Below are 18,283 nucleotides of genomic sequence, written 5' to 3'. Positions count from 1 at the left end.
GATCGTAACATGCTAATACACAGACGGCGTTTTTTACAAGTGGGTTCCCTGGCATCGGCCAGCCTCATGCTTCCCAAATTCCTCAAAGCCATGGAACAGGGGAATTTCGTGCCCCCGGGCAATAAAGTCCTGGTAGTGGTACAGCTCTCCGGCGGCAACGACGGGCTCAATACCGTCATCCCTTACCGCAACGATATTTACTACAAGCTCCGCCCGCAACTGGGCATCCGGAAAAACGATGCGCTCGCCCTGAACGACGAGCTGGGCATCCATCCCGCCCTCAAAACCTTCAAAAGCCTGTACGACGACGGATCGCTGGGCGTCCTCAACAACGTAGGCTATCCCAATCCCGACCGTTCCCACTTCCGCAGTATGGACATCTGGCAAAGCGCCAGCGATTCCAGGGATTACTGGGGCACGGGCTGGCTCGGCCGTTTCCTCGACGCGCAATGCAAAGGCTGCGACAAGCCCACGCAAGCCCTCGAAATAGACGACACCCTCAGCCTGGCGCTGAAAGGCAATGACGTGAAGGGGCTGGCGCTCACCGATCCGCAAAGACTGTACGGCGCCAGCAACGACCGCTATTTCCGCGATCTGCTGGCCAAACAGCAGCATGACGACGAGCATCATAACGTCGATTACCTCTACAAAACCATGGCGGAAACCATTTCATCCGCCGGTTATATCCAGCAGCAGTTCAAAACGTACAAAAGCAAGGAAAGTTATCCGAACACCGAGCTGGGGAAAAACATGAAAACGATCGCGGAGCTGATCATGACAGATATCAATACGAGCGTGTATTACGTTTCTCATGGCAGTTTCGATACGCACGTTGGCCAGCAGAATCAGCAGCAGCGGCTGTTTTCACAACTCAGCGACGCCCTGGCGCCGTTTGTGGCCGATCTGAAAAAGAACCACCGGTTCAACGACGTACTGGTTATGACATTCAGCGAATTCGGAAGGCGCGTGGCGCAAAACGCCAGCGGCGGCACCGATCACGGGACGGCGAACAATATGTTCCTCGTGGGTGGTGGCCTGAAGGAGAAAGGTATCCTTAACGACGGGCCCAATCTCACCGAGCTGAAAGACGGCGATCTGCAATTCAGGGTCGATTTCAAATCGGTGTACGCCACGCTGCTGAAGAAATGGCTGGGGGCAGACGATGCCGCCATCCTGCAAAAATCCTACGAGCATTTATCCTTCATCTAACCGCGTATAAACCCAAAAAAGAAAAGGCCTCCTGCATCTGCGGGAGGCCTTCATTGTATGCAAAACAATTATTTGGAATAATGATCGTACGCCGCCTTCGCGATTTTTGCGATCACGGCGTCGCGGGTGGCTTCGTCTGCCGCGCTCATGGAAACGAACACGGAAACCGCCAGCTGTTGGCCGTTGGGAAGGGTGATGATGCCGGCGTCGTTGGTGGCGGAAACGATACCGTCTTTCGTGCTGCCCGATCCCGTCTTGTGCGCAACCGGTGTGCCGGCGGGTAACAGGCCGGGCAGGCGGTTTTTGCCGGTAGTGGTGGCGAGCATCGTATTCATGAGGAAATCGTTGCTGGGTTTGGAAAGTGCCGTGCCTTTGCGGAGGATGTCCAGCAATTGGGAGTAGGCGGATGCCTGCGCCCAGTTCTTGAACTGCAGATCAAACCCCGTGCCCGGGCCATTCATTTCCTCTTCCGTCATCACGATCTCGATATTCTTTACGCCGAGGCTATGCACGTAATCATTGATCACCTTGCAGCCGCCAACTTTCCGGATGAGCACGTCGCAGGCGATGTTGTCGCTTTGGGCTACCATGAGGTAAATAAGGTTGGCGATGGTTTTATCTTTCGTGCCTTTCGGAAAGCTGTCCTGCAGCGGGCTGTAGGTTTCGAACAGGTCGTCGGGCGTAACGGGCAGCTTTTGTTCGAGCGTGAGTTTACCTTCGTCTACCTGTTTGAGGACGGTCATGGCGATGGGGAACTTGAAAGTGCTTTGCATGGGGAGGCGCGCGGTGTCGTTGAGCGTGAGCGTGTCTCCGGTAGCAAAATTTTGGATCGAAACACCTACTACGCCTTTTGCTTCCGCGGCGATGGCGGAGATTTGCAGGCGCAGGGAATCGGTGTTGGGCGACGTGGAGGTGCCGGATACGGCGAGACTGTCTGCCGCAGGCTGTTTCGGGTTACCGGCGCAGGAGGCCATGAGGGTGATGATGGTGGCGGAAATGATATAAGAACGCATGGGAGGAGATGGGTTTAGGAATGCAATTTACGGCAATCGGAAACCCAGCGCGCGGCTATTCTGAATTATTTTTCGGGGGATGTTGGAAACCTACGAGGAATAGCTGTTTCCGGTAGTCTCTCGGCGCCATGCCGGTCGATTTCCGAAAGGCTTTCGAGAAGTGGGAAATGTCTCCAAATCCCAGCTGGGCGCTTATTTCGGCGTAACTCAGCCGGGTGGTGGCCATTAAGTATTGCGCCCGTTCGATCCGTTTTTCGTGGATATGGTTCAGGGGGCGGGTGCCGGTAAACGCCTTGAACTGCCGGGAAAAATAATCCGGATGCAGGTTCACGCGGGATGCGAGGAAATTGACCGTCAGTTCCGCATGCAGGTGAAGGGCGATATAGTCCAGCGTTTCGGCGAGTTTTACCGGGATGGGCGTTGCGGAATGCCGGTCTGTAGCGTGTAGGGAGAGGAACCTGGCCGTCAGTTGCCACAGAATGCCCTGCGTTTCCATGGACACCGCTATGTTCTGGAGGTTGTTCAATTCCTGGTACTCCCGGTAATACACGTCTTTCTCATACACTTTCGGATTGTCGGACCGGTTGATGCCCCGGCCGGGATTGATTTCCAGCAGTCGGTTGAACAATAATCCATCCATTTCCGTTGCCGCCACTTTCAAAATGCTGCGCTGCTGCGCGAAAAGGGAAATCCCGTCTGTCGAATCCTCGAAAAACTGGACGAAGTACTGGTCGAGATGGCTGTCGCACCGCATATTACACAGTGTAAAGCTGGGGATGATGTACAGGAACCCGGGCTCCAGCGTCACCGTTCCTCCTGCACCCGACAGGGAGCCATCGCCGTCGTGGATATAATAGATCCGGTAATAGGGGCTGATGACGTGCTGGTAATTCCACCGGGTATCGAGTTGTACGCGGTCTACATTCAATAAGGTAAAAGTATGCTGGAATTTTCGTTGGATCATAACGGTGCGGCTTATCGCTGCTAAAGTAGGATTAAAAAATTAGCAAAAGGTCGGATTTATACAAAAAAAAGTCCGTTTGGGGCAAGTTTTCGGGGGAGGATCGGTTGTAAGTTTGGATCGTTACTCATTCACGTTATCCAAGTATCGAACAGTTATGAAAAGAAGGACATTGGTCAAGGGCGCGCTCGCCGGTATTCCATCGCTATTGCTTTCCGGTGCTGTCGGCCGTGCGGCGGGCTTCTCCGGGCTTTTATCCCCCGAATCGGCCCAGCCTTTCCAGCCTACCTGGGATTCGCTTTCCAACTACGTTGTCCCCGAATGGTACCGCGATGCTAAATTCGGGCTTTGGGCGCACTGGGGCCCGCAATGCGAGCCGGAGTTCGGCGACTGGTATGCCCGGAACATGTATTTTGAAGGCGGGGAGGCGTACAAGTACCATTGCGAAAAATACGGGCATCCTTCGAAGTTTGGGTTCAAAGACGTCATCCGCCAATGGAAAGCGGACAAATGGGACCCCTCCGAACTGGTAGGTCTGTATAAAGGCGCTGGCGCGAAGTTTTTCGTGGCCATGGCCAATCACCACGATAATCTCGATCTTTTCCCCAATAAATACCACAAATGGAATTCCACGCGCGTTGGCCCTCACAAAGACATCGTTGGCGGATGGGCCGCCGCTGCGCGGGAACACGGGCTCCCGTTCGGCGTGAGCGTGCATGCTTCCCACGCCTGGACCTGGTACGAATCCGCACAACAGTCCGATAAGAAGGGCCCCCTCGCCGGCGTGCCGTACGACGGGCATCTTACCGCCGCACAGGGAAAGGGCACCTGGTGGGATGGACTGGACCCGCAGGAGCTATACGTCCAGAATCACCCCCTGAGCAAACCCGGCGGCTATAATCAACAGAAGTGGGAATGGAAAGACGGCGCATCCATTCCTTCGAAAGCTTATTGCGAAAAATTCTTCAAACGTACCCGGGCGCTCATCGACAACTACGATCCCGATCTCGTTTATTTCGACGATACGGTGCTCCCGCTGTGGCCGGTCAGTGATGTCGGCTTGCGCATCGCCGCGCATCTTTATAATAGCAGCATCAAAAAGAACGGCAAGCTGGAAGCGGTACTCACCGGAAAAATCCTCAACGAGGAACAGCGGAAATGCCTGGTGTGGGATCTGGAGAAGGGGCAGAGCAATGTCATTGAACCGCTGCCCTGGCAAACGGATACATGCATCGGCGACTGGCACTACGACCGGCGTACTTATGATAAAAAGGGGTATAAATCCGCCAAAACCGTGATCCATACCCTGGCCGATGTGGTGAGCAAGAACGGGAACCTCATGCTCAGCGTGCCCGTGCGTGGAAACGGCACGATCGACGAGCAGGAACGGGCCATCGTAGAAGCGATCGGCGCATGGATGCGGGTAAATGGTGAAGCGATCTATGGCACCCGGCCGTGGATGGTTTTCGGCGAGGGGCCCGCTACCGAAGCAGCCGCATCCATTGCTGCGGCGAATTTTAATGAAGGGAAAGGAAAACCTTTTACAGCGGAAGATATCCGCTTCACCAAAAAAGGGAGTACGCTCTACGCCATTTTGCTGGGCTGGCCGGAAGGAGGCAAGACGCTCGTCAAAAGTCTTGCGGGCAAAGGGAAAGTTTCTTCCGTGAAACTTTTGGGTCATGATGCCGAATTGGTATTCGGCCAAAGCGAACGCGGGCTTGAAGTTCAGTTGCCCGCACAGGCGCCGGGAAAGGAAGCTTTTGCGCTGAAGATCGAAGGGGCCGTGGTGTAAACGTTTCTACCATCATCAAGTCGGAAATATACAATCTGGTTTAACCGGTCCGTTGCAGGCCGGAAGGGAATACTTTTCACATGTGCGCCGCAGGGGCATCGCCACGCAGCAGCTGAACGGCTGCGTCGCCGAACCGCTCGCGCCGAACTTCAAACTGAAATATGAAGGTAAATATCAATTCTGGCCCATTCCGCAAACGGAAACCGACCGGTATGCGCCGGCGTTAAAACAAAACCCGGACTACTGTTCCGCGGCTACCCTGCATTGTTTGTATGATAAGCATGAAGAAGTTTGTATGATAAGCAAGGAGAAATGTCGAATGCCGGAGCTGATCTTCGGCACCAGCGGCCTGGGGAACCTTTACGAAGCGTGGCCTTCCGAAACGAAATGGCGAATTGTGGAGGAATGCGTTCGTATGGCCCCGGGCCCGCTGGTTTTTGATACGGCCGGCAAGTACGGCGCGGGCCTGGCATTGGAAACGCTGGGCGAAGGGCTGCGGAAACAGGATGTCCGTCCCGGGGAAGTCGTTATCAGCAACAAGCTCGGCTGGTACCGGACCGCCTTGAAGGGAAAAGAGCCATCTTTCGAGCCCGGCGTCTGGAAAGACTTACAGCACGATGCCGTGCAGCGGATCAGCTACGACGGGATAATGGCCTGCTACGAACAGGGAAACGCCCTGCTGAACGGGTACCGGGCGGGCTGGGTGTCTGTCCACGATCCAGACGAATACCTCGCGGCGGCGGTTTCTCCGGCCGACCGTAAGCAGCGGTTCGAAGACGTGCTGTCTGCCTACGTGGCGCTGAAAGACCTGCAGCGGGAAGGAAGCGTTACCGGCGTAGGGATCGGGTCGAAAGACTGGACGGTGGTGAGGGCGATTTGCGAAGTGGTGGAAATGGATTGGGTGATGATCGCCAATAGCTTCACGATGCATCATCATCCGGCGGAGCTCGTGGCATTTATGCGGCAGCTCGATGCGCAGGGGATTCCCATCGTCAATGCGGCCGTTTTCAACGGCGGTTTTTTAACAGGACAGGATTTTTATAACTACCGCGGGGTGTCGCCGCATACCCATCCGGAGTTGTACCGCTGGCGCGAAAAGATGCACACCGTTTGCCGGGAATTCGGCATCCTTCCGGCGGCCGCCTGCGTCGCTTTCGCGAAAAGCGCGCCGGGAGTACGTTCCATCGCGCTGAACATGACGGCCGATTACCGTGCGGCCAGCCAGGTCGATATCCTGAAAACCAGCATTCCCGCCGCATTCTGGGAAAGAATGGCGGCGGAAAACCTGATCGATGAACATTTTGCGGAAACCCATCTTTACGCACCTGATATATGAAAAGACATTGCTTCGCCCTCGATCTGAAAAACGATCCGGCCCTCATCGCCGAATACGAACATTGGCATAAAGCCGAAAACGGTTGGCCCGAAATACGCAAAAGCATCCTCGACGCCGGAATCCTGGAGATGCAAATCTACCGCACCGGCAACCGCCTGTTCATGATCATGGAAACGGAAGACGATTTCCGCAACGAGGATAAAGCCGCCCGCGACGCCGCCAATCCGCGCGTGCAGGATTGGGAACGGCTCATGTGGAAGTACCAGCAGCCCCTCCCCTGGGCCAGCGGCAACGAAAAATGGGTGTCTATGGACCGGATTTACCAGTTATGACCTTCCTGCATTCGAATTCGCTGTCAAATTGGCCGGATTTCGATGTGGCTTGTTTTTGGAAGGGATGAAACCCTAAACAAGGAGGTTTTATGGATGCATTTTCCCAGATCATCCATCAGGCGGTGGAAGCCGCCGGCAGATCAGTCGTGAAAATAGAACGGCTGGATGCCAACAGGCAAGTGACCGGTACGGGATCGGGATTCTTCTTTTCGTCCGACGGTTATCTCTTCACCAATTCCCATGTGGTGCATAAGGGAAGTTATTTCAATGTGATGCTGCACGACGGTTCGGTGTACCCTGCCACGCTGGCTGGGGAAGACCCCGATACCGACATCGCCATACTGAAATCGAACGCCTTCGACTTCCAGCCGGCGCAACTGGGTGCCGCATCGGACCTTCAGATCGGTCAGCTGGTGATCGCGATCGGCAACCCCATGGGTTTCCAGCATACGGTAACCACGGGTGTGGTCAGTGCCCTCGGGCGCTCGCTCAGCGGTGAGAACGGCCGTTCGATCGACGGGCTCATCCAGACGGATGCGGCCCTCAATCCCGGCAATTCCGGCGGCCCGCTTATCAATTACCGCGGCGAAGTGGTCGGCGTCAATACCGCGATGATCCGTGGTGCGCAGGGGCTTTGCTTCGCCATCAGCATCGATACGGCGCGTTTGATCGCGGCGGAACTGATGAAAAGCGGAAAGGTGTCGAGAGCATACCTCGGGATGATGTTGCAACAGGTGAACCTGGTACCCAAACTGAGAAGCGGACTGGAACTGAAAAATAAATCCGGCCTCTTCGTGACGGGGGTGGAACGGGACGGGCCGGCCAACAAGGCCGGTGTGGCAGACGGAGACATCGTAGTGTCGTTCAACGACCAGCCGGTGGAAACGGCTGACGTGCTTTTCCGTCTGCTGGACCGCGACAAGATCGGGCAGTTCCAGTTTATCCGGCTGATCCGGCAAAACCGGCTGGTGGAGCTGCGGATCACGCCATCGGAGCGCGTTGCCTGAAAATGGAAATCCCCCATCGATGCAAAACGATGGGGGATTGTTTATCATGAAAATCTGATATGCGGATTAATGGATGGCCGGCCCGTTCGTCTGGCATTTCAGTTTGAAGTAGCCGCGCGTCAGTTGGTGGATCGTTCCCTGGTCCATAGATACCGCCGTTCCGCTGAATTCCCCGATCACCAGGTTGTCTTTCACCTGGTGGATCGTGACGCGCCAGTTGCCGGTGGTTTCGTCGGCCCGGATGAATTCCATCGTCGGGAATTTCTCGATCGTGAATGCGTTGCCGGGCTGGTTGTTGGTGTAAACGCCGGGCTTAATCACCACGTCGTCTCCCATGATGTGGATCAGCACCGCATCTTTGTCGTAAGTGTAGCCCTGGATGAGCATCTGGGCTTTATCGTTCGTAGGGTCGGTGTCAGACTTGTCGCCGGGCGCATAATACACCATGTTCCGCTGTTCGGAAAGCATGACTTTTCCGTTCATCTGGAACGAGATGAACCTGCGCTCGGGCTCCACATCTTTATCGCTGCTGCAACCTGCGCCGAAAAGCAGGATGCCGAGCAGGGCGAGGGTATTGGTGGAATAAGACATAGGATCGGGTATTTTAGAGTTTATCAATAGAAACCTGTTTCTGACGGCCGATACGATACAGCATATACCCCATCGCGGCGAAGAACAGTACGCCCAGCAACTGGTAGCCGCCTGCACCGAGCGCCCGCTCGAGCCCTTCATGCGCGCTCACTTTCGCGAGCGTGGCGGATATGCCATCGTTCACCGAAAGTATGGCAACGATCACCCCGGACACTGCGCCTCCGGCCACAAGGCCTGTGGCGAAGAGGTTGCCTTTGCCCAGTTCTTCCTCTTCGGCCGAAAGCTGCACGCCGGAACGCTTCTGCTTCCAGTCAACCAGTCCGCGGATCGCGCCGCCGATGAAGATGGGAAGGGTGGTAGACAATGGGAGATAAGCGCCCACAGCGAACGACAGGGATTTTACCCCGCAAAGTTCCAACGTAATGGCGATGAATACGCCCACGAGCACGAACTGCCAGTCGAGGTCGCCGCCAAGGATACCTTTAATAAGGGTCGCCATCAGCGTAGCCTGCGGCGCTGCATAAGTGGGGGAGCCGATGGCGTGGGTAATGCCCTGGTCCATCATGGCTTTGGTGGGCGTATCGAGGTAGTGGACGGTCCAGCCGATTACCAGCGACGAAACGATCGCGCCAACGAACAGGGCGATCTGCTGGTTGCGCGGCGTGGCACCCACGATGTAGCCGGTTTTCAAATCCTGCGAAGTAGCGCCGGCATTGGCCGCTGCGATACAGATCATGCCGCCAACGACGAGGGCCATGGGCTCATAGATCTTGCCCGTCCAGCCCACGGCGATGAAAATGAGGCAGGTGCCCATGATGGTGGCGATCGTCATCCCGGAAATGGGATTGTTGCTGCTGCCGATGAGCCCTACGATGCGGGAGCTCACGGTCACGAAGAATGCGCCGAAAATCACGACCAGCAGGCCAACCAGCAGTTTATTGAGGATAGACTCGCCTGGGAGCTGCGGTAAAAGCGCCATGAGGAGGATCAAAACGATGCTGCCGATGATCACATATTTAAAGGAAAGGTCTTTTTCGGTACGGGGAACTTGGCCGGTGGCGCCTTTTTCCTTCAGGGAGCCGAGGCTGTCCTTGAACGAGGAGATAATGGTGGGGATGGTTTTGAGCAGGGTGATGAAACCACCTGCCGCAACGGCTCCCGCGCCGATTTGCTTCACATATGCCTGGTAAATGGCGGACGACCAGTCGTTGAACGAATGCGCCGCGGGGTCCCAAGCGCCGGGGCCGCCAGGAGTCTGGAGATTGGCCAGCATACCGAGTTTCACGAGCTGTGCGGCAACAATGTCTCCCGGAATGAGGGATGCCAGCAGGGGGATGAGGCACAGCCAGGCCAGCACGCCGCCTGCCACGAGTACGCCGCCGATCTTGGGGCCGATGATATAGCCTACGCCGAGATATTCAGGAGTGATTTCTCCGGAAAGCTTGGCGGATGGGAAGATTTTATTGGCCTGTTTGGTCATGTAGGCCGGCGTTTCGGCGATCACGTGCAGCACTTTTTGCAGCATGGCGTACAGCAAGGCCACGCCCAGCCCGATGAAGGCCGTTTTGGCAAAGGTGCCGCCCTTTTCCCCTGCCTTCAGTACAGACGCGCAGGCCGTGCCTTCCGGGTAGGGAAGGGTTTCGTGCTCCTTCACGATGAGGGACCGCCGCAGGGGGATCATCATCAACGTGCCCAGCAGCCCGCCGAAAATGGCCAGTACGAGGATGGTCAGGTAATCGAAGTATTTTTCGCCGCTGCTGATGCCCATTTCGCCCGCGGAAAGGAAAAGGAACCCCGGCAAAGTGAACACCACGCCCGCCGCGATGGACTCGCCCGCGGAACCGGTGGTCTGGATGATATTGTTCTCCAGGATGGTGGTTTTGAAGAACTTCCGGCCCAAAGTAATGGCGATCACCGCAATGGGGATAGAGGCCGATACGGTGAGACCGGCCTTTAAAGCCAGGTAAACGGTGGCGGCGCCGAAGATGATGCCGGCCAGGCATCCGAGGAGTATCGACTTGAGCGTCAGCTCCTTCATTTTAACTTCGGGGGCAACGAAAGGTTTGAATTTCGACGACATAAGCAGTTAGATATATATCAGTTTTGGCCTAAATATAAGTAAAAAAGGAGCAGGGGAAATGCCTGCTCCTTCTGAAAGGATATAAACGTCTGTCGACGGTATTTTATTAGCGAACGCCGTGCATTCCTTTTTTCAGGATCCCGGAGATCAGGAAAAGGAGCAGGGAAGCAGCGCCGGGGAGGATCACCATCACCATGAAAAATTCATACAGGTTATGGATGGTAAAGCCCAGGAACTGGGGGTAATGCGCAGAGATGTTGAGCGATTTCAGCTGGGAAAGCTGCTCCACTGTGGGCGTGATGGTTTTGTCGAGGATGCCCTGCAGGTCGATCCCGGCCTTGGCCGCGTCCTGGAACTTGTTGCCGGTAGGAGGGAGCAGGGTGCCGAGGGTGCCCGCCAGCGCGTAGCCGGATGCGTTACCGATGAACCAAACGCCCATCAGCAGGCTCGAGAAGCGGAGCGGAGCCAGTTTCGACACGAGGGATAGACCGATGGGAGACAGGCACAGCTCGCCGATGGTGTGGAACAGGTACATCACGATGAGCCAGATCACCGCCAGTTTCTCGGTTTGCCCGAGTCCTTTTACGGAAAGCCCGATGATCAGGGAGCCGAGGGCAAGCAAAGCGAGGCCGATGGCCTGTTTTACAGGGGAGATAGGCTCCAGTTTGCGCGTTTGCAGCCAAGACCAGAGGAAGCTCATCGGAAAGGCGAATATGATGATGAACGCGGAATTGGCGTTTTGCACGAAGCTGGCCGGCATTTCCCATCCGAAAAGGCGACGGTCTGTCTGGTAGCTGGCGATGAAGGTGAGCGAAGAGCCCGCCTGTTCGAAACAAGCCCAGAAGAAGATCACGAAGAAAGCCACGGCGTAGAGTACGAGGATACGGTCGCGCTCGATTTTGGTGATGGACTTGTCTGTCATGATCAATACCGCCAGGCTGATGCCTGCAGCGTAAATGAACGGGTATACCCATACCTTGATGGGATTCTGGACAGTTACGTTAGGATCGAGGGAAAGGTAGTGGATCGCGAAGAAGAGGATGACGAGCAAGGCCCCGGCGATGCCGATGGCTTTGGAGGTGAAGTGTGCTTTTTCCGCTTCGCCGCCGGCCTGAACGGCCTGGTTCGTGAATTTCGGTTTGGCGCCCACGGCTTTACCGTCGGGCGTAATCACATATTTATCTTTCAGGTAAAAGAAAAGAACGGTGCCGAGGAACATGGCTGCGCCGGCGGCGAGGAAGCCCCATTTGAAGGCGGAAGCCACCTGGATGGTGCGCTCTCCTTCGTTGATGGTAACGTCTCCCAGGAGCGGGCAGATGGTCATACCGAGGAACGCGCCCACGTTGATTCCCATGTAAAAGATGGTGAAAGCGGAATCCAGCCGGGAGTCTCCCTTCGGATAGAGCTGGCCTACCATGGAGGAGATGTTGGGTTTGAAGAAGCCGTTGCCGATGATGATCACGAAGAGGCCGAGCCACATGATGCCGCGGGCGGAGTCTACGTTGCCTTCGAACATCCAGCCGCTGAAGAACAGCAGCAACTGGCCGATAGACATGATGAGGCCGCCGAGAAGGATGCAATTGCGGTTGCCGAGGAAGCGGTCGGAGATGTATCCGCCTAGCATGGGCGTGAGATAGCTCAGGCCGAGGAAGCCGCCGTAAATAATAGAGGCGTCCGCATCAGAGAAAGCCAGTGCATTTACGAGGAACAGCGAAAGCAGGGCCCGCATTCCGTAGAAGTTAAATCGTTCCCACATCTCGGTAGCGAATAGCACACCAAGACCCTTCGGATGACCCTTCTTCTGCAGGGACTCCGACTCCAGCGCAACAGCTGATGGATTCATAAATGGTTAGTTTTGAATAAAAAATATACAGTTACAGTTCAATTAATCAGGCAATATAAAGAAATTCGCACTATCACGTCCAAAAACCGGTTTTTTTGACCTTACTTTGCAAAAATTTCCGCGCGTGCAAGGTTTCGCCGGAGCGCAGGGAATCTCCTCATATATTACGTCTCAATCCATTATGAACATTTTACTGTTAGGTAGCGGTGGCCGGGAACATGCCCTGGCCTGGAAGATGGCTCAAAGTCCTGCATGCACCAAGCTCTACATCGCCCCCGGCAATGCGGGAACGCCCGCCTATGGCGAAAACGTCAACCTTTCCGTCTCCGATTTCGAAGGCATCAAAGCCTTCTGCATCGATAAACAGATCGATTTGCTCCTGCCCGGCTCCGAAGAGCCCCTGGTATTGGGCATCTACGATTTCTTCGGCGCAGACCCCGCCCTGCAGCACATTCCCGTGATCGGCCCCTCCAGGTCCGGAGCCCGGCTGGAAGGCAGCAAGGCCTTCGCCAAGGAGTTCATGCTCCGCCACAACATCCCCACCGCCGCCTATCGCGAATTCAGCGAAGCCAACTTCGAAGAAGGCCTCGCCTATATCGCCGCTCACACCCTCCCCGTTGTGCTGAAGGCCGACGGCCTCGCATTGGGCAAAGGTGTCGTGATCGCAGCCACCCACGAAGAAGCCATCGCCGAATACACCGAGATGATCAAATCCGCCAAATTCGGAGACGCCAGCAAAAAGGTGGTCGTGGAAGCATTCCTCACCGGCATCGAAATGTCTGCCTTCGCTTTGAGCGACGGCCAGCATTACGTATTGCTCCCTTCCGCCAAGGATTATAAACGAATTGGTGAAGGGGACACCGGCCTCAACACCGGCGGCATGGGCGCCATTTCGCCCGTTCCATTTGCAGACACGGCTTTCATGAAGAAAGTGGAAGACCGCGTGGTACGGCCTACCGTGGCCGGACTGGCCGCAGAAGGCATCGTTTACCACGGGTTCATTTTCTTCGGATTGATCAACGTAGAGGGCGACCCCTTCGTTATCGAATACAACTGCCGCATGGGCGACCCCGAAACGGAGGTCGTAATGCCCAGGCTCCAGAACGATCTGCTGGACCTCTTCACCGCCGTAAAGCACCGGCAGCTCGATAAAGTGACCATCACCGAAGATCCGCGCGCCGCGGCTACCATCATGCTTGTGAGCGGAGGGTACCCCGAGGCCTACGAAAAAGGTAAGGAAATCACCGGCATTCCCGCTCCCACGGCCGATCAGATCGTTTTCCACGCCGGCTCGAAAGCCGATGGCGGAAAAACACTCACCAACGGCGGCCGCGTGCTCGCCATCACATCTTTGGCAAGCGATTTGCAGCAGGCATTGGCGCATTCCAGGGAGACTGCCGACAGCATTTCATTCGGGGGCAAGTATTATCGTCGCGACATTGGGTATGAATTCAGCTAAGTAATTCGTCGTACAGGGTTCACAGATAGCGAAAATATGCATATAGCATTTCTTTTATTTATTTCCGCTGAACTTCTTGAATAATCCAATAATTGCATCGTATATTCGTTAGAATTATTCATTTTTGCATTCAAATATTTTTGACCGTATCAAACAATGGGCTTCTTTAACTTTTTAACTCAGGAGATTGCAATTGACCTCGGTACCGCCAATACACTGATCATTCATAACGATCAGGTGGTGGTAGACGAACCTTCCATCGTGGCTATTGAAAGGGCCAGTGGAAAGATCGTTGCCGTTGGTAAAAAGGCAATGATGATGCACGAAAAAACGCACGAGTACCTGCGCACCATCCGTCCGCTGAAAGACGGTGTGATCGCAGACTTTAATGCGGCAGAGGGGATGCTCCGCGAGCTGATCAAGATGGTTTATCCCAAGAAGCCGTTGTTCGCCCCGAGCTGGAAGATGGTGATCTGCATCCCGTCGTCCATCACGGAAGTGGAGAAACGCGCGGTGCGCGACTCTGCGGAGCAGGCGGGCGCCAAGGAAGTGTATCTCATTCACGAACCGATGGCCGCGGCCCTCGGTATCGGTATAGACGTGGAAGAACCGGTCGGTAACATGATCATCGACATCGGAGGCGGTACCACCGGCATCTCCGTGATCGCCCTCGCAGGGATCGTGTGCGACCAGTCTATCCGCATCGCGGGCGACGAATTTACGGCCGACATCATGGAAGCCCTTCGCCGTTACCACTCACTGCTTATCGGTGAGCGCACGGCAGAGCAGATCAAGATCCAGATCGGGTCTGCCCTGAAAGAGCTGGACAATCCGCCGGACGACATCCCCGTGAACGGTCGCGACCTTGTGACCGGTATCCCCAAACAGATCATGGTATCTTACCAGGAAATAGCCGAAGCGCTGGACAAATCGATCTTCAAGATCGAAGAAGCCATCCTGAAAGCATTGGAAACCACCCCGCCCGAGCTGGCAGCGGACATTTACCGCCGCGGCCTTTACCTCACCGGCGGTGGCGCCCTGTTGCGCGGGCTGGACAAGCGCCTGAGCCAGAAGATCAAACTGCCCGTTCATGTAGCAGACGATCCGCTGCGCGCGGTAGTAAGAGGCACCGGCATTGCCCTGAAACATATCGGCAAGTATCCTTTCCTGATGCAATAAAAAAAACACATCCCGGCTTGCCCCAGGCATGCCGGGATGATATCCGGAATCCTTAGACTCGTATCCAGTGCGCAATCTGATCATTTTCTTACGGCGGTACTTCAACTTCTTTCTGTTTTTGCTGCTGGAAGTGATTTGCTTGGTTTTCGTTTTCCGGACCAATAATTTCCAACGTACCGTTTACCTCAATTCCGCCAACGGCGTCTCCGGCAAACTGTACACCCGCTACAACGATATCCAGTATTATTTCCACCTCAAATCCACCAACGACAGCCTCGTGTCGGAAAACCTCGCGCTGCTCCAGCAATTGCCTACCAGCTTCGAGAAAAAGGATACGGCTTCCCAGGTGAAATTTGACACCCTCCGGAAATTTACCAACGATACGGCCCGCAAGCTCCTCGGCACGGAGGTCCGCAAGTTCCTCTACCGCAGCGCCAAAGTCGTGAACAACTCCGTTAACAAGCCCGTCAACTTCATCACCATCAACCGCGGTTCCAAAGACGGTATCCGCCCCAACATGGGCGTGATCGGGCCGAACGGCGTGGTGGGCGTGGTGCGCACGGCTTCGGAAAACTACGCCGTCATCATTTCCCTGCTCACCAAATCCAACGGCAGCACCTCTTCCTTCAGCTTCAGTTCCCGCCTCAAAAATTCGGGCGAGATCGGAACGGTGTATTGGGACGGGTACGACGGCGGGTATGTGACGATGAAAGACGTGCCCCGCAGCGCCAAACTGCATAAGGGCGATACGGTGGTGACGAGCGGCTTCTCGGCCGTGTTCCCCGAAAACATGAATATCGGGTACATCGACACCTTTTACATCGGTGAGAAAGCGAGTACCTCGGTTACCATCCGCCTCAAACTGGCCACTAATTTTTACAACCTGCAATACGTGTACGTCATCGAGAACCTGCTGCGCGACGAGCAGGAGCGGCTGGAAGATTCGACACGCAAAATGTTGAAATGAGCATACTGTTAAGAAATATCATCCGATTCATTTTGCTGATCCTGTTCCAGGTAATGGTGCTGGACCGGATACTCGTGCACCAGATGGTGAACCCTTACCTTTACATGCTCTTCGTCCTGCTGTTGCCTTTCAACATCCCCCGCCCGGCGCTCCAGTTCCTGGGCCTGTTGCTCGGCCTCACGCTCGACATGTTCTCCGACTCCATGGGCATCCACGCCGCGGCCTGCGTGTTCATCGCTTACCTGCGCCCGTTCGTGCTCAACATCCTCAGCCCGCAAGGCGGCTTCGAAGGCCCCCAGCGCACGCCCTCCGTTACCACGATGGGCATTTCCCAGTTCGCGATTTATGTGACCGTTATGGTCCTTTTGCATCACATCGCGTATTTTTGTTTGTCCGTTTTCAGTTTTGCTGATCCCCTGTACCTGTTGACGAAGATCTTGTTGTCTACCACAGCCAGTTTGTTGCTGATCCTGATCTACGAACTGTTGTTTTTCAGCAGGAAATAAGGGGCCATAAAAGTCATAAATCCAGGAACCTGCCATGTCCGTTTTTAATCAGTCCAGGAGGCGCGTCATCCAGTTCATCATGCTCGGCACCGTATTGGTGATCGTGGCGAGACTGTTTTTTCTGCAGGTCGTGGAAACGAAATATTCCAAACTGGCAGACGCCAACGCCCATCTCCGCAAGGTGATCTACCCCAGCCGAGGCATCGTGTACGACCGCCATGGCCGCCCGGTGATGCGCAACGAAGCATTGTACGACCTCATGGTGACCCCCATCAACGTAAAGAACATCGATACGGCGTACATGTGCGAGGTCCTGAATATCGACATGAAGGAATTCAACCGCCGGATCCAGGTGGCGCGGAACCGGGAAGGGCCCCGCCGCCCGTCGGTATTCTCCAGCCTGCTATCGCCCGACATGTACGGCAAACTCCAGGAAAGCATGTACCTGTTCCAGCCCGGATTCGAACTGGTGCAGCGGCCCGTCCGCTCGTACCCCTACGGCGTGGGCGCCAATTTCCTCGGATATATCAGCGAAGTTTCGCCCGGCATGCTCAACGATACGTCCGGCAAATACAGTGCTTACCAGCAAGGCGATTATATCGGTATGACGGGGCTGGAGCGGACTTATGAAGATATTCTCATGGGGCAGCGCGGCATTCAATACCTGGTAAAAGATAACCTGAACCGGCCTCAGGGTGCCCTTGAAGGAGGGATCTTCGATACGGCCGCCATCGCGGGTAAAAACCTGCGGCTGGCGCTGGACATCGAGCTGCAGGTGCTCGGTGAAAATCTCATGAAGGGCAAGATCGGCAGCATCGTGGCCATCGACCCCAAAACCGGCGGCATCCTCACCATGGTGAGCGGCCCGTCTTTCGACCCCAACCTGCTGTCCGGCTCCAACAAAGCCAGGAACCTCGGGATTTTGTTGACGGATACGGTGAAACCCATGTTCAACCGGCCCATCCAGGCTTATTATCCGCCGGGCTCCACCATGAAACCCATCACGGGCCTCATTGCGTTGGACGAAGGGGTGATCACGCCCAGTTTCGGGTTCAACTGTCGCGGCGGGTACGGTCTTTGCGGCCGGTTCTCCCGTTGTCTGCACAGCAATCCCGGCCACGCGGCCAATATGCGCGCGGCGCTCGCCAACTCCTGTAACAGTTATTTCATGCACCTGTACCGTCTTTCAGTGGATGCGCCCAAATGGGGCGGCGTCAAAAAGGGACAGGCGAAATTCGTGGAATACCTCAACGCGATGGGCTTCGGCCGGCAGACCGGGATTGACATCCCGTCTGAAAGCAGGGGCGTGGTACCCGATACGGCGCGGATGAACCGCGTATATAACAATGTATGGAACAGTTGCTCGGAAATGTATGTGGGCATGGGCCAGGGCCAATTGGGCCTCACGCCGCTGCAGATGGCCAACGCCATGTGTATCATCGCCAACCGCGGATCGTATTACATTCCGCACTTCGTGGAGAGCGTGGATAACGATAATTCCAAGATACTGGATAAATATAAAAAGAAGCAGACCGTAGCGCATATTTCCACCGAATCCTTCAATAGCGTGATTTTGGGGATGGAAGACGTGGTGAAACAGGGTACGGCGCGCGGCGCACAGATCGAAGGGATCGACGTATGCGGCAAAACCGGTACGGCGGAAAACAAAGCACGGATCAACGGCAAGGTCGTTCAGTTGAAAGACCACTCGCTGTTCGTTTGCTTTGCGCCGAAAGACGATCCGAAGATCGCGCTATGCGTGGTGGTGGAAAACTCCGGTTTCAGCACCACTTATGCTGTGCCCATCGCGGCGCTGCTGCTGGAAAAATATCTGACAGACAGTATTTCCGTGAAACGTAAGCCCATCCTGCAAAAAATGCTCGACGCCAATACGTTCTCGCCGGAGATCAAGCATAAATCCAAACTCGACTCCCTCAACAGCGTGAGCTACGCGGGCGCCGAAGGAGCCGTGATCATGCGGAAAATACTCGGACACTAAAAGTAAAAC

At 55.4% G+C, this 18,283-nt stretch carries 15 protein-coding genes; 10 read left to right on the top strand and 5 right to left on the bottom strand.

Features of this window, described 5'->3' with window-relative positions:
• Positions 1-9: 9 nt before the first annotated feature.
• A complete protein-coding gene (locus EJ361_RS05165; RefSeq protein ID WP_126244289.1) occupies positions 10-1,209 on the top strand; it encodes a DUF1501 domain-containing protein in 1,200 nt (399 codons plus the stop codon).
• A gap of 68 nt (positions 1,210-1,277) precedes the next feature.
• Here the strand turns inward: EJ361_RS05165 and bla are convergent, their stop codons facing one another.
• Together bla and EJ361_RS05155 are read right to left on the bottom strand one after the other, a co-directional pair.
• Positions 1,278-2,222, bottom strand: a complete 945-nt coding sequence (gene bla, locus EJ361_RS05160; RefSeq protein WP_126244288.1) for a class A beta-lactamase — start codon at positions 2,220-2,222, stop codon at positions 1,278-1,280.
• A 55-nt stretch (positions 2,223-2,277) separates the two neighbouring features.
• Complete coding sequence (locus EJ361_RS05155) at positions 2,278-3,186, bottom strand: helix-turn-helix domain-containing protein (protein ID WP_126244287.1); 909 nt, start codon at positions 3,184-3,186, stop codon at positions 2,278-2,280.
• 154 nt (positions 3,187-3,340) lie between these two features.
• Between EJ361_RS05155 and EJ361_RS05150 the strand changes: the two genes are divergently transcribed.
• The 4 genes from EJ361_RS05150 to EJ361_RS05135 all read left to right on the top strand — a co-directional run bounded on the left by EJ361_RS05150 (position 3,341) and on the right by EJ361_RS05135 (position 7,650).
• The gene (locus EJ361_RS05150) at positions 3,341-4,975 is read left to right on the top strand and encodes an alpha-L-fucosidase (protein ID WP_126244286.1); all 1,635 of its coding nucleotides are present in this window, start codon (positions 3,341-3,343) and stop codon (positions 4,973-4,975) included.
• Positions 4,976-5,057: 82 nt separating this feature from the next.
• The gene (locus tag EJ361_RS05145; protein WP_240646550.1) at positions 5,058-6,311 is read left to right on the top strand and encodes an aldo/keto reductase; all 1,254 of its coding nucleotides are present in this window, start codon (positions 5,058-5,060) and stop codon (positions 6,309-6,311) included.
• Entirely contained in the window at positions 6,308-6,643 is a 336-nt protein-coding gene (locus tag EJ361_RS05140) for an L-rhamnose mutarotase (RefSeq protein ID WP_126244285.1), read from the top strand. The genes EJ361_RS05145 and EJ361_RS05140 overlap by 4 nt, the downstream gene beginning before the upstream one ends.
• An 89-nt stretch (positions 6,644-6,732) precedes the next feature.
• The gene (locus EJ361_RS05135) at positions 6,733-7,650 is read left to right on the top strand and encodes a S1C family serine protease (protein WP_126244284.1); all 918 of its coding nucleotides are present in this window, start codon (positions 6,733-6,735) and stop codon (positions 7,648-7,650) included.
• A gap of 66 nt (positions 7,651-7,716) precedes the next feature.
• Here EJ361_RS05135 and EJ361_RS05130 read toward each other — a convergent pair whose 3' ends face one another.
• The 3 genes from EJ361_RS05130 to EJ361_RS05120 form a co-directional block, all read right to left on the bottom strand.
• Complete coding sequence (locus EJ361_RS05130) at positions 7,717-8,241, bottom strand: hypothetical protein (RefSeq protein WP_126244283.1); 525 nt, start codon at positions 8,239-8,241, stop codon at positions 7,717-7,719.
• A 13-nt stretch (positions 8,242-8,254) separates the two neighbouring features.
• On the bottom strand, positions 8,255-10,321 hold the full coding sequence (locus tag EJ361_RS05125) for an OPT family oligopeptide transporter (RefSeq protein ID WP_126244282.1): 2,067 nt from the start codon (positions 10,319-10,321) through the stop codon (positions 8,255-8,257).
• 106 nt (positions 10,322-10,427) lie between these two features.
• Complete coding sequence (locus EJ361_RS05120) at positions 10,428-12,164, bottom strand: peptide MFS transporter (RefSeq protein ID WP_126244281.1); 1,737 nt, start codon at positions 12,162-12,164, stop codon at positions 10,428-10,430.
• Between the two features lie 181 nt (positions 12,165-12,345).
• Between EJ361_RS05120 and purD the strand changes: the two genes are divergently transcribed.
• From purD to mrdA, 5 genes are all read left to right on the top strand, one after another.
• Positions 12,346-13,623 carry a phosphoribosylamine--glycine ligase gene (gene purD / locus EJ361_RS05115; RefSeq protein WP_126244280.1) on the top strand — a complete coding sequence of 426 codons (1,278 nt, stop codon included), beginning with the start codon at positions 12,346-12,348 and terminating at the stop codon, positions 13,621-13,623.
• 156 nt (positions 13,624-13,779) lie between these two features.
• Positions 13,780-14,802 (top strand): rod shape-determining protein, encoded by a 1,023-nt coding sequence (locus EJ361_RS05110; protein WP_126244279.1) that lies wholly within the window; start codon positions 13,780-13,782, stop codon positions 14,800-14,802.
• Positions 14,803-14,869: 67 nt separating this feature from the next.
• On the top strand, positions 14,870-15,769 hold the full coding sequence (gene mreC / locus EJ361_RS05105) for a rod shape-determining protein MreC (protein WP_126244278.1): 900 nt from the start codon (positions 14,870-14,872) through the stop codon (positions 15,767-15,769).
• Entirely contained in the window at positions 15,766-16,275 is a 510-nt protein-coding gene (locus EJ361_RS05100) for a rod shape-determining protein MreD (RefSeq protein ID WP_126244277.1), read from the top strand. The genes mreC and EJ361_RS05100 overlap by 4 nt, the downstream gene beginning before the upstream one ends.
• Positions 16,276-16,309: 34 nt before the next feature.
• Positions 16,310-18,274: a penicillin-binding protein 2 gene (mrdA, locus tag EJ361_RS05095; RefSeq protein ID WP_126244276.1), complete on the top strand. Its 1,965-nt coding sequence runs from the start codon at positions 16,310-16,312 to the stop codon at positions 18,272-18,274.
• Positions 18,275-18,283: the final 9 nt, after the last annotated feature.

It is taken from the genome of Chitinophaga rhizosphaerae (assembly GCF_003958645.1).
Classification (GTDB): domain Bacteria; phylum Bacteroidota; class Bacteroidia; order Chitinophagales; family Chitinophagaceae; genus Chitinophaga; species Chitinophaga rhizosphaerae.
The sequence above is the reverse complement of the archived record's forward strand: the minus strand, read 5'-3'. Positions and strand labels throughout refer to the sequence as shown.

Excerpts from the sequence above, each read along its gene's own strand:
- EJ361_RS05165 (WP_126244289.1), top strand. The coding sequence starts at position 10 with ATGCTAATACACAGACGGCGTTTTTTACAAGTGGGTTCCCTGGCATCG.
- bla (WP_126244288.1), bottom strand. The coding sequence starts at position 2,222 with ATGCGTTCTTATATCATTTCCGCCACCATCATCACCCTCATGGCCTCC.
- EJ361_RS05155 (WP_126244287.1), bottom strand. The coding sequence starts at position 3,186 with ATGATCCAACGAAAATTCCAGCATACTTTTACCTTATTGAATGTAGAC.
- EJ361_RS05150 (WP_126244286.1), top strand. The coding sequence starts at position 3,341 with ATGAAAAGAAGGACATTGGTCAAGGGCGCGCTCGCCGGTATTCCATCG.
- EJ361_RS05140 (WP_126244285.1), top strand. The coding sequence starts at position 6,308 with ATGAAAAGACATTGCTTCGCCCTCGATCTGAAAAACGATCCGGCCCTC.
- EJ361_RS05135 (WP_126244284.1), top strand. The coding sequence starts at position 6,733 with ATGGATGCATTTTCCCAGATCATCCATCAGGCGGTGGAAGCCGCCGGC.
- EJ361_RS05130 (WP_126244283.1), bottom strand. The coding sequence starts at position 8,241 with ATGTCTTATTCCACCAATACCCTCGCCCTGCTCGGCATCCTGCTTTTC.
- EJ361_RS05125 (WP_126244282.1), bottom strand. The coding sequence starts at position 10,321 with ATGTCGTCGAAATTCAAACCTTTCGTTGCCCCCGAAGTTAAAATGAAG.
- EJ361_RS05120 (WP_126244281.1), bottom strand. The coding sequence starts at position 12,164 with ATGAATCCATCAGCTGTTGCGCTGGAGTCGGAGTCCCTGCAGAAGAAG.
- purD (WP_126244280.1), top strand. The coding sequence starts at position 12,346 with ATGAACATTTTACTGTTAGGTAGCGGTGGCCGGGAACATGCCCTGGCC.
- EJ361_RS05110 (WP_126244279.1), top strand. The coding sequence starts at position 13,780 with ATGGGCTTCTTTAACTTTTTAACTCAGGAGATTGCAATTGACCTCGGT.
- EJ361_RS05100 (WP_126244277.1), top strand. The coding sequence starts at position 15,766 with ATGAGCATACTGTTAAGAAATATCATCCGATTCATTTTGCTGATCCTG.
- mrdA (WP_126244276.1), top strand. The coding sequence starts at position 16,310 with ATGTCCGTTTTTAATCAGTCCAGGAGGCGCGTCATCCAGTTCATCATG.